Raw genomic sequence first — 26,204 nt, forward strand, 5'->3', positions numbered from 1 at the left:
TTAAAAGCGATCCAGGAATAAGAAGTAAACGCCTAACCACGAAACGATGATAAACAAACCCAATAAAAATACAGAAACCAATGTCCCTTTCAATGGCTGATCCGTGCCAGCGGTTTTGTGTTTTACCTTATGGGCGGTTTTTGCTGATTCTATCTTTGCCATCCCCTCGCACTCCCTTCTAAATAGTTAAAAAAATCAATAAGTTCTTCTTCATCATACAAATTTCTCAAAAAAGTAAAATATGGTTTTCTAAAGTTCACAAAGTGTTCATAACTATGTTTTACCTATGTTAATAGTGAAAACTTATTAAATCAGTGATTTAAATCACAATTTGTGGAAAGTGAATTGTGTCTAAAAATTGAACGTCTGTTTACGACTATGTGAACTTTGATGGTTTTGAGTGACATTTCTAACAGGTGGAAGGATAAAATCCGGTTTTAAACTCTTTTTCATGCACACCGGAAACAGAAAAAAATAAGATGTAATAATACCATTTTTGAAGAGTGAAAGCGGGGGGAAGGATCATGGAAAAATATTATTGTGAAAAATGCCGTCTGCTCTACAGTTCACCCACAACTTGCAAAACATGCGGAGAACAGGCTGCGAATAAAATCTGGATTGAGGTCCAGAAACATAAGAAGAATACTTAGGGGCACCGACTTAAAACGGTGCTTTTTCTATATTAGTTTCTTATAATTAAAGAGTAGGAAATAGGGATGGAGGAAGGATGATTAACTATGTTTTTACCATCATTTCGCCTGGACGGCAAACGGGCGATTGTTACGGGGGCAGGCAGAGGGATAGGAAGGGCACTCTCATCGGCGCTTGCTGAAGCTGGAGCCGACGTGGCTATCCTATCCAGGACCGCATCTGACCTGGAAGAAACAGCAGAACTTATACATAAGCAAGGAAGAAGAGCGTTAATTATCCCGGGGGATGTGACGAAAAGGGAGTTTGCTGTACAGGCAATCCGCACGGTGAAGGAAGAATGGGGCGGGGTGGATATCCTCATTAACAACGCAGGGATGAACATCCGCTCAAAGGCTCTGGATGTGACAGATGGTGAATGGGAAACTATCATGAACACTAATTTGAAATCAGCCTTTATGTTCGCGCAGGAGACAGGACGCGTAATGAAAGAGCAGGGTACAGGCGGCAGGATTATCTCGATAACATCAGTAGGCGGCCATGTTGCATTAAGAACTGGCGTTGTTTATGCAGCCTCCAAGGCTGCAATCATCCAAATGACAAAAGTGCTGGCGCTAGAATGGGGACAGTACAACATCAATGTGAACGCGATTGGACCTTGGTACTTTAAGACGCCTTTAACTGAAAAACTGCTTGCTGATCAGGATTATGTGAAAGATATCCTTGATGTTACTCCTCTGAAGCGGGTAGGTGAACTGCCTGAACTGGCAGGCCCTGCTATTTTTCTTGCTTCGGACGCAGGAAGCTATGTACATGGGCAGACGTTGTTTGTTGATGGCGGGATGACAATCCAGGGATTTTAGGCAGCTTTTTGGAAAAGTTTTAATAATGAACTATACACCAATACGGTTTATACTTAAATTGCACAGCAACAAACCTTCAAAACGTTTGCTTCCTCATTTCGGGGAAGCATTTTTTATTGTTCAAGAATAGTAGATATCGCCATTTTGGATAGTTCTTTTGCCCGGATGTCTTCATTTTGCTTAAAAAGGTAGGCTTTGGAAGCATAAACAGGTCGGTCTTTGAATAAAAACTTAATTAGTATGCGATTCCCAGCGGGATTCTAAACTGAATCCCACTGCTTTTTTGATATAAGATGTATCAGTAAAAAAACCTTAAATAGAAGAAATGGTAAAGGAATATTCAATAAGAATCTTGAATTACTACTATAAATCGGTTGAAATCTTACAGGAATCTTTATAAACAGCTTTTCAATGCAAAATATAAGGGGAGAGTCTTTTGAAAAACTTTATTCTATATTGGAGAATATTTGTGATAGTTGCTTTAGTGGTGCTTTTCCTAACCAATGTTATAAGTCAATTCACGTTCCTATCATTTATGTCAGGAATTATTATCTTTTATGGGATTCCTTGGTTATATAAAAAGGCAACGAAAAAATAGCTTGTGGATTTAAAGGCAATTGCCTTCAAAAGATTGGTATATAGATGATTGGAGACAATATACTCCAATCATTTTTTTGTTAAATTTATTTACCAAATGCTTGTTCAGTGGTAATTTCATTTTACACATAAAAGCCAAACCCGTTCACTTTGTAGGGAGAGGGGCATTCTCCGCAAATTCCAAAGCCACATGCACTTCTATTCTCAGGCTTAAACAATTGCCTTAAGGTGATTGGGTATAATTTTTGCCAAAAAAGGGAATGGGTCTATACCCACCCTGAATAAAGGTGGGACTTCAGGTTAGGAAAACTGGCATTCACCCAGTCTTTCCTGGAATGGCATAGTTTTTCTTATGCGTTAGGAAAGTATACATATATACTTTCCTATTAGCCAAAAATACCAATACCGCCCTTTAAGGAGAATGATATATGCCAGCAGTCTTATCAGTAGCCGAGGCCTTGCCTCCTTTCAAAGTGGAACAAGAGAGAGCCGTTGAGTTTGCCAGAGAAATGTTCTCTGATACCTACAAGGACATTGAGCGCCTATTGAAAGCTTTTCAGAATGGGCAAATCGAAAGCAGAAGATTTGCTAAAGATATAGAATGGTTCAAACAGGATCGCGGCTTCGCGGAGCGGAATGACGCCTTCATTGAATCAGCAGTGCAATTAGGCAGCGAGGCAATTGCACGCTGTCTCGACAACTCCACATTTCTTAGGCGTGCTGTGGATTATAGTGAAATCGAAGCAATTTTCTTCGTAACTACTACCGGGCTTGCAACGCCGAGTATTGATGCGAGAATCATGAACAAATTGCCGTTTTCGCCCCATACGAAGAGAATACCGATTTGGGGACTTGGATGCGCTGGCGGTGCCGCGGGTTTGTCAAGGGCGTATGAGTATTGCCTTGCCTTTCCAAAATCTAAGGTTCTTGTCCTAAGTGTTGAGCTCTGCAGCTTGACCTTTCAAAAAAATGATCGCTCCAAGAGCAACCTGATCGGGACATCCCTATTTGCCGACGGGGTCAGCTGTGCACTTATTTGTGGAGATGAAGTAACTAGTTTACACAATGGAAGTGTCCCTGAAATAATTGGAACGCACTCGACACTTATGCCTGATTCTCTGGATGTGATGGGCTGGGATATTAAAAACGAAGGGCTTTATGTAATTTTTTCCCGTGACATTCCGACGATCATTGAAGGATGGCTAAAGCCGAATGTTACAGCGTTTTTGGACGAGCAGGGAGTGAGCCTGGGAGACCTCCGTCACTTTATCGCGCACCCTGGCGGAAAAAAAGTCCTCGATGCATATGTTGCTTCTTTAGGCCTTGAACCGTCGATGACCAGCATTTCAGCCGATGTGCTCCGGCATTATGGAAATATGTCGTCTGCTACCATCCTTTATGTTTTACGCAGGCATATGGAACTGCAGCCAAGTGCGGGGGAACTTGGCCTTGCTGCCGCCCTTGGGCCGGGCTTCAGTTCTGAGCTTCTTTTGGTGAGGTGGAAGGAATGATACTGTTTATTGCGATTATGTCAGTCGTCATCGTCCAGCGTCTTCTGGAGCTCACTATTGCACGCAGGAATGAAAAGTGGATGAAGGAAAAAGGAGCAATTGAATTCGGCAATGGTCACTATCCTTGGATGGTATTGATGCATATTGCTTTTTTTGTTTCGCTGATAGCCGAAGTCCTTATTTTTAAGCGGGGGCTCTCACCTCTTTGGCCGTTATTCTTATTGTTGTTTCTGCTGGCGCAGGCAGGGAGGATTTGGGCGCTTGCATCATTGGGGAAGTACTGGAATACAAAGATCATTGTCCTTCCCGGGGCTGAGGTTGTCCAAAAAGGGCCGTATCGGTTTATCCGCCACCCTAATTATCTGATTGTTGCGGTGGAGCTGCTGACTCTGCCACTCATTTTTCAGGCGTATTATACAGCAATTTTGTTTATGGCTCTGAATTTTATGATGATGTCAGTCAGGATTCCAGCCGAGGAAGCAGCATTGAAGAAGCTGACCGAGTATGAGCGGGAGAAGGGAAGGCAGAGTAGATTTATTCCTCAAATGTTAAAGAAGTTTGACAATTGACTGCGGCTTATTGAAAACGTTTATCATTCGTGATACACTTTCCTTAACGATGAAAATCATTCTCACTCAGGAAGGTGTTACATATGGCTGTTGTTTTCGTTGGAGGAACGGTTGTCATTTACGCCGCAGTAATGAAATATGTATTAGGTCATGTCGCTAGGCCAACAGTAAAGTAATTCTATCTTTTAAGTAAAGCCAGGGGAGGTTCCCCTGGCTTTTTGCGTTTTTCAATGGGAATATAGTGAATTTTCGTATAAAATAGCCGTAGGGGAAATTATTATTCTTATATAAGGGGAAACAATTTATGGTTCAGACGAAATATCAACAGGATTCGCTACCGGCGATAAAAGGGGTTTTAGCCCGTCTATACCTCTATTTGAAAGAACACGGCGATACCGAAAGTGCACAAAAGATAAGACAGCTTGCAACAAAATATGAAGCTAAGGAAAATGTTATTGCATTTTGCGGGCATTTCTCCGCAGGAAAATCTTCGATGATCAACAAGCTTGCTGGAGCAGATATTTTGCCATCAAGCCCGATACCAACAAGCGCAAACCTGGTCAAAATAAAATCCGGCGCTGACTATGCGAAGGTTTATTTTAAAACGGGCATGCCCTGGATGTACATGGCTCCTTATGACTATGGTGTCGTAAAAAGCCATGCAATGGATGGCGATGAAATTGACCAGATTGAAATAAGCAGCTCGACAATCACGCTTCCAGCTAATGGCGCCATTCTTGACACACCAGGGATTGATTCCGCAGACGATGCCCACCGGATTGCGACCGAGTCGGCTCTTCACCTAGCTGACTTGATTTTCTATGTCATGGATTACAATCATGTTCAGTCGGAAGTGAATTTTCTTTTTACAAAAGAGCTTACCGAAGCAGGGAAAGAAGTTTATCTGGTCGTCAATCAGATCGATAAGCACCGCGATGAAGAATTGAGTTTTGAAGCTTTTAAAAATAGTGTCCTGTCATCGTTCCAATCGTGGGGTGTCCGCCCGGCAGGAATCTTTTATACGTCGCTAAGGGACTCGCTGCACACTGGAAACGAATATCCACAATTAGAGCTGCTAGCGCACGAAAAACTTCAGCTGGATGAGCAGGTATTTGAGAAATCAACGCGCGCTTCAATTGAAAAGCTTGTCAGCCAATATCTCAACAAGCTATCTGAAAACCAGGAGGAAGAGCGTACGAGGCTTGCGGAGATTCTCTCGCCAGTTACAGATATCGACAGCCTTGAGCAGCAAGTATCTAAAGTGAAAGGCCAGCTTGAAGCAAGTTCTGCTAAAACGGAACTGACTCTGAGAGACCTGGATCAACACATGAACAAAATTTTGGAAAATGCATATTTGATGCCTTTTGAAACGAGGGAGCTGGCACGTTTATTTTTGGAATCAACCCAGCCAGGATTCAAAGTAGGCTTACTTTTCTCAACAGGAAAAACAAATGCGGAAAAGACGGCGCGGCGCGAAGCTTTTTTCAATGATGTTAACGGCAGGGCGAAGGAGCAGGTTGAATGGCATATCCGAGAACTGCTTCAAAACATTCTAAAGGAAAATGAAATCCGCGATGAGCATCTTCATTCGCTGGCTAGGAATTTTTCGATAGGGATAACGGAGGATTTAATTGAAAAGCCGCTAAAGAGCGGCGCCCTTGTTACCGGCGATTATTTATTGAATTATACGGACGGGGTTTCGTCCGAGATCAAGAGAGCAGCCAGGAATGCTGTTCATACATTCAAGAAGGATTTAGGTGAGTTCCTGGATAAACAGGTGAAAAAGGAAACTTCAATCCTTGAAGCGGAGGTGGCGAGGCTTTCTGTAATACTAGAAGCGAAGCACAAGCTCGACTCTCTTGATGAAACGATTCGGAAATCCAAATCAGATTTAACAGAGCTTCTGAACAACCGCCCGGCTGAGGACCTGAAGGTAGAGGTTTTTGAAAGAGAAGACGAAGATGTCCGGATTATTCGCGGTGAGGTGCCTTTGGAATCAGAAGCTAAAGATAACGACGATATAGCACCTGCTGCTGAACGTAATGAGGAAAAACCTAATAAAAGGACAGTCAACGCTGAGAATGTTGCAATGAAACTAAAAAAAGGCGCTGGGCTCGTTGTGTCGCTTCCGGGGTTTGCACACCTTGCGAAAGAGCTTGGAGACAGGGCATCACGCCTGGAAAACAGGGCTTACACCGTTGCCTTATTCGGTGCATTCAGCGCCGGCAAATCCTCATTTGCGAACGCGCTTATCGGTGAGACAGTCCTTCCGGTTTCACCGAACCCAACAACGGCAGCGATTTGTCGGATTAAGCCTGTCACAGCAGAGAATGCACATGGTAAAGTGGTCATTCAGATGAAGGAAAGCGCCAGTCTCCTCGACGATGTAAACCGTGCGTTGAAATCATATGAGTTCAGAGCTGATAGCCTGGAGGAAGCAGCTGAACGAATAAGTCAGTTGCAAAGCGTGCCTTTCAACGGAGATGCTGCCGAGAAAGCGAATCTCGCATTCCTGAACGCCTTCAACACCGGCTTTGCTGAAGCAGCTGATAAGCTGGGAAACCGGCTTACTACAGGGTACGAGGAGTTCAAGGATTATGTTGCACGTGAAGAGAAGTCTTGCTTTGTCGAGTGGATTGACCTCCATTTTGATTGCGAGCTCACCCGAAAAGGAATTACTCTTGTTGATACCCCTGGGGCCGACTCAATCAATGCCAGGCATACAGGAGTCGCCTTTGATTATATAAAAAACGCAGATGCGATATTGTTTGTTACCTATTACAACCACGCTTTTTCCCGGGCTGACCGTGAATTTCTTATTCAGCTCGGCCGGGTTAAGGAAGTATTCGAGCTTGATAAAATGTTCTTCATCGTCAATGCCATTGACCTGGCTAAGGATGAGGAAGAAAAACAGCATGTCCTTTCCTATGTCAAAGGTCAGCTTGAAGCATACGGAATCCGCAATCCCCACCTAAATCCTGTCTCCAGTCTGCTTGGCTTGAAAGAGAAGCTGGGAAGTTTGGATACAGCCGAATCTGGTTTGCCGCAGTTTGAGGAAGACTTCTATCGATTTATTTCAGAAGGGCTTTCCGGCATGGCGGCAGCTTCAGCTGAAAAAGAGTTCCAGCGGATCAAGGGAATGGTTTCGAAACTTGTCCAATCCGCAAAACTGGATAAAACCATGACAGAAGAAAAAATTAAAGAACTCCACAAAATCAAGCAAGACCTTTCCGGCTTGCTAGCAAAGCAATCACCCGCCGGACTCGAGCAAAGAGTCACCCAGGAGGCGGAGGAACTCGTTCATTACGTAAAGCAGAGGGTGTTCTTGCGTTTCGGCGACTTTTTCAAGGAATCATTCAATCCATCTGCCATCAATGCCAATCGAAATATAAAACATGCGTTAAAGGCGGCATTAGAGGAACTGCTTGAAAGCCTTGGGCACGACCTTGCCCAGGAAATGCGGGCGACCGGGCTGAGGATTGAAAAGTTCACTGTGAAAGCGATTCTCGACTTTATGGCTGGCCTGGAAGAGGATGCGGGGGGATTATGCGAGGGTTTGACCTTTGGGACCGTGAACCTGCGGGAACCGGCTGGTATTGAGTTTCCGCGGGGATTTGTTTCGGTTGAGACTAGCCGTTTCAACCGCCAATTGGCACTATTCAAAAATCCTAAGGATTTCTTTGAGAAAAATGGCAAACAAATCATGCAGGACGAATTGAATACGTTGTTGTCCGTTGAAGCTGATGCCTATCTCGAAGCAGAATCCGCAAGGCTAAATGAATACTGTGCCAAACTTGTTTCGGACTGGTTTGCTACAATGATTGAAGAAGCTTCAGAACAGGCCGAAGATTATATAAACGGGCTCCTTGAAGTGTATGGAGGCAGCTTTGATGCAGAGAAACTTGAAGCTGTATTAAGGCAGCTTGAGGAAATTGCTTCTTAATTGTCAATTAAACCCCATAATGACGCTGTCTATGGTATAATGAAACTATGATTTTATAAGATAAAGGCGCGCTGGTTGCGCCTTTTTATTTTTCATAGGAAATGGTTCAAATTGAAGGCCTTAGTGCTTGGTAGACATTTTGGTGTATGATGCAATTCGATTTGTACATGAAGAACGGTTTTGAGGACATTTTGGGGTTCGCCGCAATTCAATTTGTCATTGAAAAGCACTTTCAAGGACATTTTCAGGTTGATTTCAAGTCAATTTGTACTTGAAGAACAGGTTGGAGGACATTTTTGAATTGGCCAGCAAGCATTATGTCCCTGAGAACAGTGCGAGCAAGCTGGCTTTAATATTATATTCAGTTAAAGTTGCCAAGGTTTTATAAAGGATCTTTTAAAATAAGAATGATAAATGGGGGTTATTTTTTGCAAAAACAAGAATCGTTGATGCTCGTTGATGGCATGGCCCTCTTATTTAGGGCGTTTTATGCCACATCGGTTACGGGCCAGTTTATGATCAATTCAAAAGGAATGCCTACTAACGGGGTACAGGGCTTCCTGAAGCATATGCTGATGGCTGTCTCGGAGTTCAGTCCCACTCATTTGGCTGTTTGCTGGGACATGGGATCCAAAACCTTCCGATCTGAGCTGTTTGATGGCTATAAGGCAAATAGAGGAGAAGCGCCTGTTGAACTAATTCCTCAGTTTGACCTTGCTAAAGAAGTTGTCGAGGCTTTCGATATCCCGAATATCGGTCTGGTTGGGTACGAAGCGGACGACTGTATTGGTACAATTGCCCGGCAGCTTAGCGGAACTATGCCCGTTTCGATTTTGACAGGTGACCGTGATATCTTGCAGTTACTCGATGAACAAGTTTCTGTTATTTTACTCAAAAAGGGCTTCGGAAATTACCTTGTCCATACTCCTCAAACATTTTATGATGAATGCGGGCTTATTCCTCGCCAGATGATTGACTTGAAGGCGCTGATGGGTGATCCGAGTGACAATTATCCAGGAGTTAAGGGAATAGGTGAAAAGACAGCTTTGAAGCTATTGCTTGAGCATGGCCACATAGAAGGCATTCTTGAAAACCTTGAGAAGCTTTCAAAGTCACACAAATCGAAAATTGAGCAGGACCTTGAGATGCTTCATCTCTCAAGAAGGCTTGCCGAAATTGATTGCAATGTCCCTGTCCTTTGCGATATCGACTCAGCTCTGTTTAAACCAGACAGGCAAAAGGTTGAATCCATGTTAACTGAAACCGGAATTCGCGGTGTTTCCAAAATGATTCCATTTGATCCGGAACCGGTGTATTAATAGTGTTTTGTGAGGCCGTCCTTAAATACTGGGACGGCTTTTTTTGTACCATGTTTCAGCTTAGAATCCATATGAAATATAATATACAATTGCGCATTGATATAAGCGTTTCAATTATGGAAATTAATTAGCTCAGTTGAAGCCCCCTAATTTCACTTTGGGAAATGAGTAAGATTACCTAAACGGCTTTTTTTAAGTATGATGAAGGATGGCAAGGCATGATTTTTGTATCTGTTCCCGCCTTCATAAGTTCAATGAAGGATGGCAAGGCATGATTTTTGTATCTGTTCCCGCCTTCATAAGTTCGATGAAGGATGGCAAGCCGTGATTTTAGTGTCTGTTCCGGCCTTCATAAGACCGATGAAGGATGGCAAGGCATGATTTTTGAGTCTGTTCCGGCCTTCATAAGACCCATGAAGGATGGTAAGGCATGACTTTTAGGTCTGTTCTGGTCTTCAAAGCGGAACCTAAACACTCCCAGTAGTTTTCATTGAAAGGAGCCCGAGCGAACCAAGGGCTCCTTTGTCATTTGTTATTTTTGAAAAATAATCACCGGTAAAACAGAACGTTCTTTGCCCGGTCACAATTGCGCTTGCACTAATGTTCATGGAGTTATCGTTTTGTATTGCTTTTCTTCGCGTTGTTTTCAAGCTGGCTTTTCGGAGCAGGAGTGAAGTCGGCATCCTGGCCGAAACCCTGCGGATTTACACCTGGGGCTTTAGTCCCGCGGTTTGAGTTATTTTTGCTCATTCTCGTCACCTCCTGTTTTCTTAGTATCTCCATGGGGAATAATAAAACACGATCGTTAAACAAGTAGATGAGGTGAGGAGATATGAATAAAGGCGTAATCGTATCCCTGCTAAGCATTGGGTTGGCGCAGGGCTTGAAAATACCTATCCACTATGCAAAGAAGAGAGAATGGCGTCCGGAATTATTTTTCCAAACTGGCGGGATGCCAAGTTCACACTCGGCTGGAGTCTCTTCACTGACAACATTCATTGCTTTAAAAAGAGGAGTTCCAACAGTCGATTTTGCTCTTTCCCTCGTGTATGGGCTGATTGTTATGTACGATGCCCAGGGAATCAGAAGGCAAACCGGGGAATTGACGTTGCAGGTGAACTCTCTTGGTGAGTTGGTTGATAAAATCCATGATGAAGATGCAAAAGTTGAGTTTGTGGAAAAAACACCGAAAAAGTTAAAAGAAATGCTGGGCCATAAGCCCGAGGAAGTGCTTGGAGGTGCAGCACTCGGGATCCTGATGGGATATGTCGGTCACGTTTTGACAAAAAACGATGGAACGATGTCTGATTTTACTTTACAGATCAACCGGGAAAGAAAGAACACAGCTAAAGGTGAGAGATGAACGTGAATTTAAAATCGAGTACAAAGAACTTTTAAGGTACTTGATGCATTTAAAAATAATTCAAAGACAAGAGGAAATTCTTGTCTTTTTTTTGTATTAATATTATAATTAAGGAAACAAATGTTCGTGTAAAGAGGGCGTGTTCGCAATAAAAAATCTATAAAGCCACCCTTGGATGCCGAGCATTGCTTAAAGCCGGCTGGCAGGAAGAAGGCCATTTAGAACCCCATTTGCAATAGCTGTGGGGTATCAGTTGAAAATCAGGAAGGAATGGGTGTGAACGTGCAGACGCTTGATAGTTTTCTGCAAGGTTTGCAGAGCAAGGGATTTCAATTTCAGGAGGACGCAGTCGGATTCATTTATTTTGGGAAACTTTATACGAATGCGAGCGATGAACTTGCGATTGCTGCCGTTGAACTCACGCTGAAGGTCCAATTCAGCTTCGAGGGGAGTTTTTATGTTTCCCTGCTGGAAACACTTGTTGCAAATAAGGTTAAAACACGTAAAGCAGCTCTGAAATTTGTAAAAGATAACCAGCTGCTTGCCATTTAAACACATATACCTGTAAAAAGCCGGACGCAGCTTACGCGCCCGGCTTTTCGGCGCTATAGTCAAGAGTTGCTTGCTGACCAAGCCGCCTTGCTGACTTTGAAGGCAGTTCTGAGAAAATCATTCCTGCAAAAATCAATAAACAACCAATTAGTGCAGACAATGTAAGGGTCTCATTCGCCCAAAAATATCCGGCGCCTGCAGCAAAAACTGGCTCCATTGCAAAAATTAATGCTACCCTTGTTGGAGACGTATGCTTCTGAAGTGATGTCTGAACCAGGAATGCGAAAGCAGTCGCAAATAAAGAACAAATGATAAGAGCGAGCAATACTTCCGTGGAGAGCAAAATGTCCGGTTTGAATGCATTTCCCCAATCCTCAAATATAAAAGCGGAGCCAGTTGAAAGAATGCCGACTGTTCCAATTTGTATGACAGTTAATAATAGCGAAGGGAAGCTGCGGCTGTACTTACCAGTAAGAATGATTTGCAATGCGAAACCAATTGCACAAATAAATACGAGGGCATCACCTTTATTGAGTCCGGCAACACCGCCCATTGTCAGTAAAAACAGCCCGATTGTCGCGATAATGACACCAAGGATGGCATTCCGGCTTGGCTGCTGCTTCATCAGCAAGAAAGAAAACATCGGGACGAGGACGACGCTAAGGCCCGTAATAAATCCAGCCTTTGAAGAAGTGGTGTACAACAGTCCAGCAGTTTGCGCGGCATAGCCGATAAATAAAAACACACCGAGTAAAAATCCTGCAAAGATTATGTTTTTGTTCAGCTGCTTTAGCTGTTTCCGTTCAAATAAAATAAGCCAGAGTCCTAAAACCAGGGCGGCAGCCATGAACCTAACTCCATTAAAAGAAAAAGGCTCGAGAAAACTAATCGCATTTTGGACGAGGACAAAGGTGGTCCCCCATATAAATGCAACCAGTATTAGGGTACCGTCTGCTAGAAGTTGTTTGTTCATCAGGCTTCCTCCCCTGCAATCGGGATGTTCTTTCTAATTGCAATTCTTGCAAGCTCGTCGGCGGTCTTGTTTTCACTGCTTGGGATCCATTTCATAAAAAATAAATCAAATTGCCTGCTGAGCTTGAGAGCGTGTTCAAGCAGCGGGGCAAAGTTTTTATTTTTGGCAAATTCCTTCTCAACAGCCCGGTTAACCAGTTCTGAATCGGTTCTGAAGGAAACTGTCTTGTATCCTTTTTCAAGGCAAATTTCCAGCGCTTTTATAAAGGCATGGTATTCGGCTTCATGATTGGACATTGTACCGAGCGGAATCGAAAAGCTGTCGGCTCCGCCATGCCCCTTGATGAAAATACCAGCACCGCTCGGCCCGGGATTGCCTGCGCTGGCCCCATCGACGTATACTTCTATCAAGTTCCATTCCCCCATTAATGTGCTAAAGCGATTTTATCACAAACAGGCTGATAAATTTAGTGTAAATTGGTTTAGCAAGTTGCATTTGTGTATAAACGTATTGAATGACGCTTCATTTATAAAGCACAATTATCCCACTCTTAACGGGCAGTAAGACCCCCACCTCAAGATTCAAAGGAAGCGAAGGGAAGATAGGTGGGCGATCAACTGCCCGTAAAGGTCCGATTGGGAATTAAAGTGAATATTGCCCTTCAGCGGCTTAGTTGAACCAATCGGGCTCCGCGCGGCTAACCATCATTAGGGGATGAGGAAAACCCCACTGATGAAAGATTCACTTTATTGAAGACATTTTAAGTTGCAATTGATATCAAAACGTCACCAATAAAGGATGTTGGCGACATTTTACGTTAAAAATTACAGTAAAACGATGCCAATAGATGCTGTTGGTAACATTTACAACCAAAATTCAATCGAAAACGTTTCCAACAAAGATGACATAATCACTTTAAGACGGTATCTTTGAAAAGAATTGATACATTTTTTCTTTAGACCGCCATATTTTTAAGGAATAGGCAAAAATAAGAGTACTCTCATTAACCGGAGGCTATGCAGATGAAATATAAATTAGAATGGGATTTTAAAATAAAGGGCAGTGACAATGTCCATTTCAGCTCAGATTGGCTGGACGGAGAAACCGCTCTTTCAACCGGCGAAGAACTTGAAAAGACAGGAAAAGCGGTTGAAATTTCCTATGAGGATGAACTAGGTACAACCTGGACGTTAAAGGAAATGCGGAAATTGCTTGAAGAGACCGAGGAAGACCCGCATGATGTTGTCGTTTATTTTGATGGCGGTTTCCAAAAAGAAACAAATGAGGCCGGGCTTGGAGCTGTTGTCTTTTTCAAACAGGGGAAGAAAAAGTTCCGGGTGCGGGCCAATGAAAAAATTGCCGAGATGGAAACGAACAATGAGGCGGAATATGCGGCGATGTACTTTGCTGTCTCATTATTCGAGGAGTATGGGATTAGCAATATGCCTTGCGAGTTCCGGGGAGATTCGCAGGGAGTGCTGAAGCAGCTCGAAGGCGAATGGCCATGCTATGAAGAAGTACTGAACAAATGGCTCGATCGAATTGAAAAGAAATTAGAGGAATTAGGGATTAAACCTTCTTACAAGGTTCTTTCGCGGAATGAAAACAAAGAAGCGGATAAGCTTGCAAGCCAAGCGCTGGCCGGAAAAAAAATCATGGCAAAGACCCAGTTGCTGTAGGAGGTAGGGGATGGAAAAAAGAACAATTGAACGGAGGCAGTTATTCCGGGAAATCAATTCTCTCCTGGTTCAATACTGCGATGGCTGCTTTTTGCAAAAGCAGAATCTGTCCGACTCCGGAAGAAGAAAGTCACATAAATTTTGCATCAGCCAATGTACGGTCGGCGAGCAGCTAAAATCGCTTGGAGACCAGTTGTCAGGAAAATAAGTTTACCTTTCCTTGGCTAAATAGTTGCTTAGTTAGAATTCACTAACTGATAAAGCTATCGCTACTGCATGGCACTAATGTAATTATTTTAACCATACAAAAAGGCTGGCATCAGCCAGCCTGAAACATTCGACTTTGTAAACGCAATGAAAAATTAAAGTTTTACTACGTTCGCAGCCTGTGGTCCACGGTTTCCTTCAACGATTTCGAAAGAAACTTCTTGACCTTCTTCAAGGGATTTGAAACCGTCGCCCTGGATTGCTGAGAAATGAACGAATACGTCTTCTCCGCCTTCTACTTCAATGAAACCGTAGCCTTTTTCGTTGTTGAACCATTTTACTTTACCGTTTTGCATAGTAACCTTTTCCTCCTAAAACCTTCGAAGCATAAAATATGCCCAAGTTGAATATTATCATGAAACAGATGTAGCAGGTATGTCGTTATTTAGTCTGTATCATGATGATTTAACTATACATTAACCTTGCTGGGCAGTCAAGGGATGTAAGCGCTTTTCCTGGTAATAGGTCCAATTTTCCCAACATTAGAAAAACATTTCATAAAGGCCTGCAACAAGCCATACTCTCTAGTATGGGAGGGTGAGCGTAATGTACCGCATCGCACAAAAAAACCAGGAACTAATTCTTAGATTTTGGCCAAAGCTGAACTTGACATTGAATCAGAAAGAGGAAATTTGCAGGGCATTTACTGGCTGCAACGTAAGGATTTCAGAAATTGCTTCTGATGGCAGCGCCTTGCTTTTTGTTGAAAATGTGGGGGCGGTGGCCCTAGACGTGGAGCGGGTGCCATCTCTTGTTTTAACAGTGACGGCAGTAGTACCAAAGGATAGATGGTTCAATTTTAGGGAGCTGTAGACCCTTTGCCGAAAGGCATATTTTTTTTTGCAAAAAAAAGCACTTGAGTTTTCTTTCACAAAAAGAATCCAATTTAGGCTAAAATGGAGATATCTTGTTTAGTTGGATTGGTGGGTAAAACGTGAAAAAAGTAATTATCTCCGAAAAGCCGTCGGTTGCGAAAAACATTGCCGATGCCCTCAAAATCAAGGGAAAACAGGACGGTTATTATGAGGGAGACGACTATATTATTACATGGGCGTTCGGGCATCTGCTGCAGCTCTGGGATGCGAAAGATTATGATACGAAGATGGCAAAGTGGAAAATGGATAATTTCCCTTTCATACCCGAACAGTTTAAATATAAAGTGAAGAGCGATCCGAGGAACCGGGATAAGGAGGACCTTGGCGCGAAAAAGCAGCTGAAGGTGATCCATAGCCTGATCAAGCGGGCGGATGTTGACGGAATTGTCTCGGCATGCGACTTCGACCGGGAAGGCCAATTGATTGGCGACAGTATTATTTACAACAGCAAAACGAAGAAGCCTGTTTTTCGGCTGCTTCTGAATGAATGGACACCTAATGAAGTGCTGAATGGCCTTGCTTCACTGCGGCCGAATACGGACCTACGACCGCTGCAGGATGCAGGGGTGAGCCGCCAGTGGGCGGATTGGACGATTGGCATCAACCTGACATCGGCAGCAACGTTAAAGTACCAAAAGGGTTCAGGGAAGGCTCTTAATATCGGGCGGGTGCTGCTGCCGACATTGAAAATCATTTATGACAGGGACCTTGAAATTGAAAGGTTTGTCCCGGAAACATATTTCAAGCTTTCGGCACTATTCAAGACTTCAAAGAATGAAGAATACGAGGGAACTTATAACGAAAAAGAGACGGAAAAATTTAAGGATAAGTCCCAGCTAGAGGAAATTGTTGCAAAGCTTGAAGGGCACGATGGAGTTGTTACCGACAAAAAGGTTGAGAAAAAGCGGGAGCTGCCTCCATTCCTGTTCAATCTTTCCAACTTACAGGGATATATAACGAGCAAATACAAGGGCTGGACAGCGGATAAGGTGCTGAAGGTTGCCCAGTCGCTGTATGAGAAAAAGTTCATCACATATCCGAGGACGGCTAGCTCTGTGCTTGAGGAGTCACTTGCGGGCAAGGCAGCAAAGGTTCTGGATAATTTGAAAAAGGAACTCCCCTACAAGGATGAAGTTGTTTTTAAAAAATCAAAGCGCGTATTTGACTCGTCAAGGGTTGAAAGCCATAGTGCGATCATGCCGACCTATATGATGCCGAAGTCGCTTACTGCAGACGAAGCGATTGTTTATAACGCAATTAAGAACCGTTTCATTATGCAGTTTATGCCCGCGGCAGAGTATGAGGAAACAAGGATTACGACTGAAATTCCAGAGGCAGCTCTCGCCGGGGTGTTTTTATCAAAGGGGCGAATTGAGCTTGTCGAAGGCTGGAAGAAGGTTGAAAAAATTGATTCGAAGGAGACGCTCCTTCCAAACGTGCAGATTCAGGAAAAAGTCGCAGTAGCCGGGACCGATTTGTCGACGCACCAAACCAAGCCTCCAAAGCACCATACCGAGAAAACGCTGCTCCGGGTGATGGAGACTTGCGGAAAAGGGCACGAGGAAGAAGATAGCACCGAAATGATGGAGGCGATCCTCGCAGGCTTCAGTATCGGCACACCGGCGACAAGGGCGGAAACAATCAAGAAGCTGAAGGATATTGGCTATATCGAAGCTCAGAACAAGAATTTGATTTGTACCGAGCTTGGCAGAAGGCTGGTCGAAACGTTTCCTATCCACGAGCTGTTTGACCTCGAATTCACCGGCAGACTTGAAAAGACACTTGCTGATATTGAAAAGCGAAGGGTCGCAAAGGATGAATTTTTATCGATGATTTTCGGATTTACATCTGAATCGGTTGAAAAGATTAAGGCCGGCGAGGCCACAATCCTCCAGGAAGTAAAGCGGGAGCGGAAGTCTGCGGAAGCTCTTGGCAAATGCCCGGAATGCGGCGAGGGCAGCATTATTGAAGGGTTTAAGGGATACGGCTGCAGCAACTGGAAGAGCGGCTGCAAGTTTGTAGTCTGGAAAAACGATAAATTCCTTGCTGCGTTAAAAAAGAAGCCTACCGTAACAATGGTGAAAAGCATCCTGAAAAATGGCTTTGCTAACGTAAAGGGGCTAACGAGCAAGAAAGGCACCAAGTTTGATGCGATCCTCCGTTATGAAAAGAACGAGGAAAAGGGATATTACTCGTGGAAAATGGAGTTTCCGGAAAAGACTGCCGGTCCTGCTAAAAAAGGCGCTCCGGCAAGAACCCGGAAAACTTCCAACCCCACAGCGTAATAATTTGGCAGGGCCGGAAGAATTCTAAAGGCACCTGCCTCTTTTAAAGTTTGTATTAGATTTCATCTAGTAAAGTATGTTTACTCGACGAAACCGAGGTTATAAAGGTGAGATTCGTCTAGTAAAGTGTGTTTACTCGACGAAACCGAGGTCAAGATGATGAGATTTGTCTAGTAAAGTGATCCGTCCATCAGTGGTGGACATACTGCCCGTTAAGAGTGGGATAAAAATCACTCACAGAAGACGGAGAATTTGTTACAATAGAAATTGTTAGAAAAGTTTACACTAATTCAGTCATGGATGCGGGGGATACTTTTGGAAAAAATTAAGCACAAGTCCGACATTGAAATTGCCCAGGAAGCAAAAATGAAGCCAATCACCGAGATAGCTGCAATGCTGGGACTGGCTGAAGACGATTTGGAGCTATACGGAAAGTACAAAGCAAAGCTCTCGACAGACGTTCTCAAAAAATTGCAAACCCGGCCTAGCGGCAAAATTATTCTTGTAACTGCTATTAATCCAACTCCGGCGGGAGAAGGAAAGTCAACGGTTACAGTCGGACTTGGCGATGCGTTTAATAAGATTGGAAAAAAAGCGATGATTGCGATGCGCGAGCCTTCGCTTGGCCCAACAATGGGCATAAAGGGAGGTGCCGCAGGCGGAGGTTACTCCCAGGTGCTGCCGATGGAGGATATTAACCTTCATTTTACCGGCGACCTCCATGCGATTACCACAGCAAACAATGCATTGGCTGCTCTTATCGATAACCACCTGCAGCAAGGAAATGAACTTCGTATTGATTCCCGGCGGATTGTCTGGAAACGGGCGGTCGACCTGAATGACAGGGCACTCCGGAAAGTAATTATCGGCCTTGGCGGACCAATCCAGGGTGTTCCCCGTGAAGATGGCTTTGATATTACAGTCGCATCCGAAATTATGGCAGTCCTTTGCCTGGCTACTGATTTGGAAGATTTAAAACGAAGGCTTGCCCAAATGGTTGTCGCCTATAATGATCAAAAGGAGCCTGTCACGGCGGGCGACCTGGGTGTTGAAGGCGCACTAACCTTGCTTCTTAAGGATGCGGTAAAGCCAAATATTGTCCAGACGATTGAGCACACACCTGCGATGGTACACGGTGGGCCTTTCGCTAATATCGCCCATGGATGTAACTCAGTCATTGCGACGACGACTGCAGCGAAACTGGCTGATTATGTGATTACAGAGGCTGGATTTGGGGCAGACCTTGGAGCGGAAAAGTTTTTGCATATTAAATCGCGCAGTGCCCAAATCAATCCGGAAGCGGTTGTCATTGTTGCAACGATCCGTGCGCTGAAGATGCATGGCGGGGTGCCTAAAAATGAACTTTCAACTGAAAATATCCCGGCTCTGACTCTCGGCTTTGCAAACTTGAAAAAACATATTGAAACAATCAGGGAATTCGGTTTGCCGGCAGTAGTTGCGGTTAACAAATTTGTAACCGATAGCGCTGAAGAGGTTAAAACGCTGATCGATTGGTGTGAGGCCGAACAAATTCCTGTTGCATTGACCGAAGTATGGGAAAAAGGCGGAGAAGGCGGTATTGACCTCGCTGAAAAAGTGTTGAAGGCAATCGAGGAAACACCTAACACATTCCATCCGCTTTATGACTTGGCCGATCCAATTGATGTAAAGGTACGGACCATTGTCCAAAAAGTATATGGCGGCCTTGATGTTGAGTTTTCGGCAAAAGCCAAAAAACAGCTTGAGGAATATGACAGATACGGCTGGACGAATCTGCCGATCTGCATGGCAAAAACACAGTACTCTTTGTCAGATAACCCATCCCTGCTTGGAAAACCAACAGGATTCACGGTAACTGTCCGCGAATTTAAGCCGTCGATTGGCGCAGGATTCTTGGTCGCTCTCACCGGAGAAGTTATGACAATGCCAGGCCTACCGAAACGTCCTGCCGCGATGAATATGGATGTTGATGATAACGGGAACGCGGTCGGGCTTTTCTAGGGAAAATAGGAATATGCGGGAGGCTCTATATCAGAGCCTCTTTTCAATATAATTTTTAATGATGGAGGTCAAAAATTGTTCGATCCAACGGCATTTGATAATATGAAGGTAATAGTTGAAGGGTCCCTATACGATATGGATATAGCAGGGAAGATTATCATTAGCGGACGCAGGGATATTGTTGACCTTGCCACGCTGTCGAGGGAGTTTTCCATCATCTTCAGGCAGGATGGTATCCCGGACATAGAAGCGGAAGTATCACTTCATGCGGGGCTTATCAATCTCGCCGCCGAACTATTGCCTGGCGAGTCGACTAAGGGCAAATCCGGAAGCGAACTTATGCTGCAATTCCGTACCAATCATCCAGATGACACAGATATCTACGAGGATATTCAATCTCTTATGGAATCTCTATGGGGGGTGGAGCGTACGATTGTTCAGAAAGCTTGCTTTGATCCTTTTTCAAGCGAAGACTATATACATAATTGCATTAGCGTTGAGTTTAATAGGCTTATCACGGAAGAGCAAATGGAGGACCTTCCAGAGATTATTGCATATACCTCAGAAACACTCGGCCGCCTCCAAACATACATGGAGAGCATAGAGTAGGTTCCTCTAGTGAAGACAGAAATTCCGGCCCCGCTTTGAAGGGACTAGCTCGCACTTAAGCAATATTAATTAAATATATGGTGAAACTATAACGAATAGTGGAGGGACCTATGTCAGTATATGAATTTGAGGCAAGGACAATCAAAGGCGAGGAAGTATCCATGAGTGATTACGAAGGAAAAGTTCTGCTCATTGTCAATACGGCTAGCAAGTGTGGATTTACTCCTCAATATGACGGCCTTCAGGAGCTTTATACTGAATATAAGGATAAGGGCCTGGCTGTTTTAGGCTTTCCAAGCAACCAGTTTGGCGGCCAGGAACCCGGGACCGAAGAGCAGATTGAATCGTTTTGCAGCCTGAATTACGGTGTGACCTTCCCGATGTTTGCCAAAGTGGATGTCAAGGGTGATGATGCGCATCCGCTTTTTGAGTACTTGTCAAAAGAGGCTCCGGGTATCCTCGGTAGCAAAAGCATCAAATGGAATTTCACGAAATTCCTTGTGGACCGGGATGGAAAGCCGGTAGCCAGGTATGCTTCCACGATAAAACCAGGAGATATAAAAAAGGATATTGAGAAGCTGCTATCAAAATAGGACTATTTTTCTCCATTGTCCATTATATTAAGACTAAATACGAATGTTTTAGGAACAAGGGGGACTTTTTTTGAAAAAGACGGCCTGGGTTACGGATAGCACTGCCTTCCTCGATGAGGAACTGCGCGGCAATCCGGACCTGTATTCTATTCCATTGACCGTGATCATGGACGGAGAGGAATATGCGGACGGCATTGATTTAACCGCAGCGGAGCTTTTTGCCAAACTGCGCGAGTTAAAAACGCCTCCGAAGACTTCACAGCCATCAGTTGGTGCCTTCAAGGATTTGTTCGAAAAGCTGGCGGAAAACTATGACGAAATCATTGCGGTCCTGCTTTCGTCAAAGCTTAGCGGAACAGTTTCTTCAAGCGAACAGGCGGCGCAGCTTGTTGATATCCCTGTTACAACAATTGATTCGAAAATTCTTGCCTTCCCATTATCTGCTCTTCTAAAAAAGGGAATTGAGTTAGCGAAGGAAGGGAAGGATTCAGCGGCAATTAAGCAAGAACTTGAAAAGCACCGGGACGAGAATGAGACATATGTGCTGATTGGCAGCCTGGAACAGCTGCATAGAAGCGGGAGAATGGGCGGTGTCCAATTTTTCCTCGGCAGCATGCTTAGCATCACACCGATCATATCAATCGAGGACGGTAAGTTGGAAGTAAAGGAAAAAGCCAGAAGCAGCAGGAAAGCTAAGGATAAAATTGAAGGCTATCTGCGATCTGCCTATGAGAAGCATGGTTTTAGTGAAGTCTATTTACTTTATGGCCTTCATGAGGATGCCGCGCTGCAATGGCAAAAGGAACTGGAGCCGCAATTCCCTGAGATTAAATTCAAACGTTGTCCACTTGGAGCAGTCATTGGCGTCCATGCTGGCGAGAACACGCTTGGCATCAGCTGGTATCATAATATTGGGTAAACGATAACCACTGTTTCGGAAAAAAGTGCCGCACTGGCACTTTTTTCTTGTTTAAGAAAAGAACAAATTTCGCCAATAGAATAACTTTTTATGAGTGCGTCTACGTCTAGCTTCAGCGCCTAGCGCCTAGTATACTTCGGTCCCCTCGTTACAATAAGTCAACATCGATTCGCTTTCGCTCATCGTGTTTCCTTTATCTCCTTCGAGGCCCTCCACAAGGAAGGCTTCGGCAGCATCAGCATCGCACGAAGAAAAAGTGATAGCACAAGGAAGGCTTCCTCGAAAATACATCGCACGAAATTACGCGATAGCGTAATGAGGATTTTCGAGGAGGCCATACGGCGCTGGTCAAGCCGCTTGCGCTTTTGTCTTTAAGGCTTGCCTGCTTCGTGGTAAAATAGCAGGATGAAAGGAAGTGCACCTTTTGGAACAGATGATTGCAAAGATAGAAGAATTCGTGAAAACCGAAATGGGCGAGGACGCGACAGGCCATGACTGGCACCACGTTAACCGAGTCAGGAACAACGCCCTGCTAATTGCCAGGGAAGAGGGCATTGTCGATACAGCCATAATTGAAATGGCAGCCTTGCTGCATGATATTCCGGATGAAAAATTGAACCCTTCTGCAGAAGCGGGAAAAGAAAAACTTGATGCTTTCTTTCATAAAATCGGGATGTCAGAAACTGAAATGCATAAAATTAACGATATTGTTTATTCGATTTCATATAAAGGCGGGATGGGTGTTCCTCTGCCTTCTCTTGAAGCCCGCATTGTCCAGGACGCAGATCGGCTTGATGCCATCGGTGCGATTGGTATTGCCCGTACTTTTGCCTACGGAGGAAAAAAGGGCCAGCCAATTTACGATCCAGATCTTCTAGTCCGTGAAGAAATGTCGCTAGAGGAATATCGGAGCGGAAAGTCATCAACGATTAACCATTTTTACGAGAAGCTGTTGAAACTAGAAAGTCTGCTTAACACAGATACTGCGAAAAAGATGGCTGTAAGCCGCCAAAATGCAATGGAAGAGTTTCTCAAGCAATTTTACAGGGAGTGGGAATCCAAACTATGAAAATGCTCACTGTTGAAAATCTATCAAAAACATACGGCGAGAAAAAACTTTTTAATACTATCTCTTTTACTATTACTGAAAAAGAAAAGATAGGCTTGATTGGTGTGAACGGTACAGGGAAATCATCGCTCCTCAAAATCATTGCCGGGGTCGATGATTCGGATAATGGTGAAATTTCGGCTGCAAAAGACTACAGAATCGGTTATCTGGACCAGCAGCCAGATCTTAATCCCGAATTAACAGTCCTAGAGCAGGTTTTCCACGGTGACGCTCCGGTCGTAAAGGTAATGCGCAAGTATGAACAATGCCTTTCAGAGCTTGAGGCATCACCAGGAAGCAAGGAGGTTCAAGAGCAGCTTTTTTCCTTGCAGAAAGAAATGGATGCTTTAAATGGCTGGGATGCGAGCACGAATGCAAAAACAATTTTAACAAAGCTGGGAATTGACGGTTTTCAAAGAATAACCCGAGAACTGTCAGGCGGCCAGAAAAAACGGGTTGCCCTTGCCAGTGTCCTGATTGAAGCCCCTGATTTACTGATTCTTGATGAGCCTACCAACCATCTTGACTTCGATTCAGTCAAATGGCTCGAGGAGTATTTGAAGAACTACAGTGGTTCCGTCCTCCTTGTTACCCATGACCGTTATTTCCTTGACCGGGTTACTAATCGGATTATGGAGCTGGATGGAGGCAACATATACACCTATAAAGGAAACTACGCAAGCTTCCTCGAGGCGAAAGCAATTCGTGAAGAAAATGAAGCTGCCACCCTTGAAAAAAGAAAGAACCTGTTCAGGCGCGAGCTCGAGTGGATTCGCAGGGGAGCCCAGGCCCGGTCCACCAAGCAAAAGGCAAGGATTGATCGATTTGACAAGCTTGAGGAACAGATCTCTGGTGGAAGGACCGCTGACAAAGTCGATATTTCTCTGGCTGGAAGCAGGCTGGGCAAACAGGTCTTCGAGCTTATAGATGCGAACAAATCCTTTGATGGAACTGTTATTCTTAATCAATTCAATTTGCTTGTTAAACCAGGCGACAGGATTGGCATCATTGGCAAAAACGGAACAGGAAAATCGACGCTGCTCAATATTCTCGCAAAAAGAATACCGCTCGATAGCGGAGAATATGAAGTGGGCCAAACCGTAAAAATTGGCTATTATACACAGGAAAATGAAGATATGGATGAAAGCCTGAGAATGATTGAATACATCAAGGAAACCGCCCAGGTCATCAATACAACGGATGGAAAAACCATTTCCGCGTCGCAAATGCTTGAACGCTTCCTCTTCCCGCCTTCATCCCATGGAACGCCGATCAGGAAACTATCCGGTGGGGAAAAGCGAAGGCTTTACCTTTTGAAAATTTTAATGGAAGCTCCAAACGTGCTGTTATTGGACGAGCCGACCAATGACCTCGATACCCAGACTCTGACTGTCCTTGAGGATTATCTTGAGGAATTCCCCGGTGTTGTTATCACGGTATCCCATGACCGGTATTTCCTTGATAAAATAGCAGAGCAGCTATTGATTTTAAAAGGCAACGGAACGATAGGGACATACTATGGCAATTATTCCGGCTATATGGAGCAGCAGGATGACCAAAGCGCTTCATCAGCTTCCAAGCCAGCACCTGCCACTAACCAGAGGGTCAAAGAGAAAAAGAAAAGAATGACCTATCAGGAACAAAAGGAATGGGAAAGCATCGATGACAATATTGCTGCAGCCGAAGAAAGGCTTGAGCAAATCGCTAAAGAGCTTACCAACACAGGCAGCAATTTTGAACAGGCAAATAAGTTGATGAAAGAAGAAACCGAATTAAACGAAGAACTTGAGCGATTAATAGAAAGATGGTCGTATTTATCCGAGATTGCTGAAGGATAGCGGATTGCTAGCAGTTGCTAACAAATAGTTAGCGACATGGTCCGCGCGGTTTTTATGGCATCCTGCCCAGTGCGGGGTGCCATTTACTATAAATTGTGCATGTAGCATCTGAAAGCCACGCCGCTTCAGTTCCGCATAATGGAAGTTACCATTCTGTTTGTGATAAAGTTAAAAATGAGGTGATTCCCTGTGAAAATCAAGTCGATAGAACCGACTCCAAGTCCCAATACAATGAAGATTAATCTTGACCAGGAACTTCCAATGGGCAAGAGCCATAATTATAAAAAAGATAATGCAGAAGGCGCTCCTGCTGTTATCCGCAACATTCTCGAAATTGAAGGGATTAAAGGCGTCTACCATGTCGCGGACTTCATCGCGGTTGAGCGGAATGCGAAATACGATTGGAAGGATCTGCTTGCCAAAGTCAGGGAAGCTTTCGGTGACGAAGCTGCAACTGGTGAACAAGCCCAGGCTGAAATATCACGCTTTGGGGAAATCCAGGTCCAGGTTCAGATGTTTAAGGACATTCCGCTCCAAGTAAAGCTTTTGGATGGGAACGAAGAAAAACGCTACGGAATGCCTGAGTACTTTCTTGAAGCACGCGAACAGGCCCAGCTTGAAGGTGATAACTACATACTGCTAAGAAAATGGCAGGACTTTGGGGTGCGTTATGGGGATTTTGACCAAATAGGCAAGGATGTCATTGAGGAACTGATTGCATCTTATCCGCAATCGCGGCTGGATGACATTGTAAACGCCGCAAGGGCTGCTGGTCCTTCTGCACCTATTAAGCCAACCCGTGAAAGGCATCGGATTACTGCGGATGACCTGAACGATTCTGAATGGCAAAAAAGGTACCAGAAGCTTGAGCAAATTCCAGATCCAGAGATTGAAGATCTGCCGATGCTTGAGAAGGCACTCCAGGATGAGAAGCCTTCCATCCGCAGGCTTGCCACTGTCTACCTTGGAATGATAAAGGATAAGGCAGTATTGCCGCTTCTATATAAAGCGTTAAAGGATAAAAACGTTACTGTAAGGAGAACAGCTGGTGACTGTCTGTCAGATCTTGGTTTTAACGAGGCTGGCCCAGAAATGGCCCTTGCATTGAAGGATCCTAGCAAGCTTGTCCGCTGGCGTGCAGCAATGTTTCTTTTTGAAGAAGGAGATGAATCAGCACTCCCGGCATTGAAGGAAGCTGCCGATGATTCAGAATTTGAAGTCGCCCTCCAAGCAAAAATGGCAATTGCCAGGATTGAAGGTGGCGAGGAAGCGAAAGGCTCGGTATGGAAGCAGATGACCGAAGCAAGGAAGGCAAACCAGTAATAAGGTTGTTGGGAGAAGCTTTGCTGGATTTATCTTTAGGGAAAGATAGTTGTTGAAATGTGAGCGTAGGGCTTGTGACACGAAATCTTCAGGTAGCAAGCTTCAAGTACATTTTGACTTTCACGGACATATAAAATGTCCAGCAAACTAAGTTTCAAGGACATTTTGCCTGCCATGTACCTTTAAAATGTCCAGCAAATCGAGTTTCAAGTACAATTTGAGGGGGACTGACAGCAAAAATGTCTACCAAACCAAGTTTCGAGGACAATTTGACTGAAAAGAACCTGTAAAATGTCCTCGAAAACTGATATATAAATCCGGATATTAAGTTGTATTTTTACATTAACAATGGTTTCGAAAAATGGAATA

Annotated in this window: 23 protein-coding genes; 18 read left to right on the forward strand and 5 right to left on the reverse strand. The window is 44.2% G+C overall.

The window, feature by feature from the left end; all coding sequences use genetic code 11:
• Positions 1-162: a cytochrome c oxidase subunit 2A gene (locus AM500_RS10495; RefSeq protein WP_053599161.1), complete on the reverse strand. Its 162-nt coding sequence runs from the start codon at positions 160-162 to the stop codon at positions 1-3.
• A gap of 575 nt (positions 163-737) precedes the next feature.
• Between AM500_RS10495 and AM500_RS10500 the strand changes: the two genes are divergently transcribed.
• From AM500_RS10500 to AM500_RS10520, 5 genes are all read left to right on the forward strand, one after another.
• Positions 738-1,511 carry an SDR family NAD(P)-dependent oxidoreductase gene (locus AM500_RS10500; RefSeq protein ID WP_053599162.1) on the forward strand — a complete coding sequence of 258 codons (774 nt, stop codon included), beginning with the start codon at positions 738-740 and terminating at the stop codon, positions 1,509-1,511.
• A gap of 1,025 nt (positions 1,512-2,536) precedes the next feature.
• On the forward strand, positions 2,537-3,619 hold the full coding sequence (locus tag AM500_RS10505; RefSeq protein WP_053599163.1) for a type III polyketide synthase: 1,083 nt from the start codon (positions 2,537-2,539) through the stop codon (positions 3,617-3,619).
• Positions 3,616-4,188 carry an isoprenylcysteine carboxyl methyltransferase family protein gene (locus AM500_RS10510; RefSeq protein ID WP_269432584.1) on the forward strand — a complete coding sequence of 191 codons (573 nt, stop codon included), beginning with the start codon at positions 3,616-3,618 and terminating at the stop codon, positions 4,186-4,188. Before AM500_RS10505 ends, AM500_RS10510 begins: the two co-directional genes overlap by 4 nt.
• 304 nt (positions 4,189-4,492) lie before the next feature.
• The gene (locus AM500_RS10515) at positions 4,493-8,131 is read left to right on the forward strand and encodes a dynamin family protein (RefSeq protein WP_053599164.1); all 3,639 of its coding nucleotides are present in this window, start codon (positions 4,493-4,495) and stop codon (positions 8,129-8,131) included.
• 449 nt (positions 8,132-8,580) lie between these two features.
• Positions 8,581-9,450: a 5'-3' exonuclease gene (locus tag AM500_RS10520; protein WP_442854008.1), complete on the forward strand. Its 870-nt coding sequence runs from the start codon at positions 8,581-8,583 to the stop codon at positions 9,448-9,450.
• Positions 9,451-10,062: 612 nt separating this feature from the next.
• Here the strand turns inward: AM500_RS10520 and sspL are convergent.
• Positions 10,063-10,200, reverse strand: coding sequence for a small, acid-soluble spore protein L (gene sspL, locus AM500_RS10525; protein WP_043933657.1), 138 nt, complete (start codon positions 10,198-10,200; stop codon positions 10,063-10,065).
• 82 nt (positions 10,201-10,282) lie between these two features.
• Here sspL and AM500_RS10530 point away from each other — a divergent pair, with 82 nt between their 5' ends.
• Positions 10,283-10,813, forward strand: coding sequence for a divergent PAP2 family protein (locus tag AM500_RS10530; RefSeq protein WP_053599166.1), 531 nt, complete (start codon positions 10,283-10,285; stop codon positions 10,811-10,813).
• A gap of 270 nt (positions 10,814-11,083) precedes the next feature.
• Positions 11,084-11,365 carry a DUF6123 family protein gene (locus AM500_RS10535; protein ID WP_442853991.1) on the forward strand — a complete coding sequence of 94 codons (282 nt, stop codon included), beginning with the start codon at positions 11,084-11,086 and terminating at the stop codon, positions 11,363-11,365.
• 31 nt (positions 11,366-11,396) lie between these two features.
• On the opposite strand, the gene AM500_RS10540 is transcribed toward AM500_RS10535, so the two are convergent.
• Together AM500_RS10540 and AM500_RS10545 are read right to left on the reverse strand one after the other, a co-directional pair.
• Positions 11,397-12,338, reverse strand: a complete 942-nt coding sequence (locus AM500_RS10540) for a DMT family transporter (protein ID WP_053599167.1) — start codon at positions 12,336-12,338, stop codon at positions 11,397-11,399.
• Complete coding sequence (locus tag AM500_RS10545) at positions 12,338-12,748, reverse strand: reverse transcriptase-like protein (RefSeq protein WP_053599168.1); 411 nt, start codon at positions 12,746-12,748, stop codon at positions 12,338-12,340. The genes AM500_RS10540 and AM500_RS10545 overlap by 1 nt, the downstream gene beginning before the upstream one ends.
• A 612-nt stretch (positions 12,749-13,360) precedes the next feature.
• Between AM500_RS10545 and AM500_RS10550 the strand changes: the two genes are divergently transcribed.
• A complete protein-coding gene (locus tag AM500_RS10550) occupies positions 13,361-14,017 on the forward strand; it encodes a reverse transcriptase-like protein (RefSeq protein WP_053599169.1) in 657 nt (218 codons plus the stop codon).
• Between the two features lie 10 nt (positions 14,018-14,027).
• The gene (locus AM500_RS10555; protein WP_442853992.1) at positions 14,028-14,225 is read left to right on the forward strand and encodes a zinc-finger domain-containing protein; all 198 of its coding nucleotides are present in this window, start codon (positions 14,028-14,030) and stop codon (positions 14,223-14,225) included.
• Between the two features lie 154 nt (positions 14,226-14,379).
• Here the strand turns inward: AM500_RS10555 and cspD are convergent, their stop codons facing one another.
• A complete protein-coding gene (gene cspD, locus AM500_RS10560) occupies positions 14,380-14,580 on the reverse strand; it encodes a cold-shock protein CspD (protein WP_043933662.1) in 201 nt (66 codons plus the stop codon).
• A gap of 250 nt (positions 14,581-14,830) precedes the next feature.
• On the opposite strand from cspD, the gene AM500_RS10565 reads away from it, so the two are divergent.
• From AM500_RS10565 to AM500_RS10605, 9 genes are all read left to right on the forward strand, one after another.
• Positions 14,831-15,097: a hypothetical protein gene (locus AM500_RS10565; RefSeq protein WP_053599170.1), complete on the forward strand. Its 267-nt coding sequence runs from the start codon at positions 14,831-14,833 to the stop codon at positions 15,095-15,097.
• Between the two features lie 121 nt (positions 15,098-15,218).
• Positions 15,219-17,444 carry a type IA DNA topoisomerase gene (locus AM500_RS10570; protein ID WP_053599171.1) on the forward strand — a complete coding sequence of 742 codons (2,226 nt, stop codon included), beginning with the start codon at positions 15,219-15,221 and terminating at the stop codon, positions 17,442-17,444.
• Positions 17,445-17,768: 324 nt separating this feature from the next.
• A complete protein-coding gene (locus AM500_RS10575; RefSeq protein ID WP_442854009.1) occupies positions 17,769-19,445 on the forward strand; it encodes a formate--tetrahydrofolate ligase in 1,677 nt (558 codons plus the stop codon).
• A gap of 75 nt (positions 19,446-19,520) precedes the next feature.
• Complete coding sequence (locus tag AM500_RS10580; RefSeq protein ID WP_053599172.1) at positions 19,521-20,054, forward strand: hypothetical protein; 534 nt, start codon at positions 19,521-19,523, stop codon at positions 20,052-20,054.
• Positions 20,055-20,164: 110 nt separating this feature from the next.
• Positions 20,165-20,647 (forward strand): glutathione peroxidase, encoded by a 483-nt coding sequence (locus AM500_RS10585; protein WP_053599173.1) that lies wholly within the window; start codon positions 20,165-20,167, stop codon positions 20,645-20,647.
• 70 nt (positions 20,648-20,717) lie between these two features.
• On the forward strand, positions 20,718-21,566 hold the full coding sequence (locus tag AM500_RS10590; protein ID WP_053599174.1) for a DegV family protein: 849 nt from the start codon (positions 20,718-20,720) through the stop codon (positions 21,564-21,566).
• A 433-nt stretch (positions 21,567-21,999) separates the two neighbouring features.
• A complete protein-coding gene (locus AM500_RS10595; RefSeq protein ID WP_053601696.1) occupies positions 22,000-22,635 on the forward strand; it encodes an HD domain-containing protein in 636 nt (211 codons plus the stop codon).
• Positions 22,632-24,512: an ABC-F family ATP-binding cassette domain-containing protein gene (locus AM500_RS10600; RefSeq protein ID WP_053599175.1), complete on the forward strand. Its 1,881-nt coding sequence runs from the start codon at positions 22,632-22,634 to the stop codon at positions 24,510-24,512. Before AM500_RS10595 ends, AM500_RS10600 begins: the two co-directional genes overlap by 4 nt.
• A gap of 189 nt (positions 24,513-24,701) precedes the next feature.
• On the forward strand, positions 24,702-25,835 hold the full coding sequence (locus AM500_RS10605; protein WP_053599176.1) for a conserved virulence factor C family protein: 1,134 nt from the start codon (positions 24,702-24,704) through the stop codon (positions 25,833-25,835).
• Positions 25,836-26,204: the final 369 nt, after the last annotated feature.

Origin of the sequence: Bacillus sp. FJAT-18017 (genome assembly GCF_001278805.1) — a bacterium.
Classification (GTDB): Bacteria; Bacillota; Bacilli; order Bacillales; family Cytobacillaceae; genus Bacillus_D.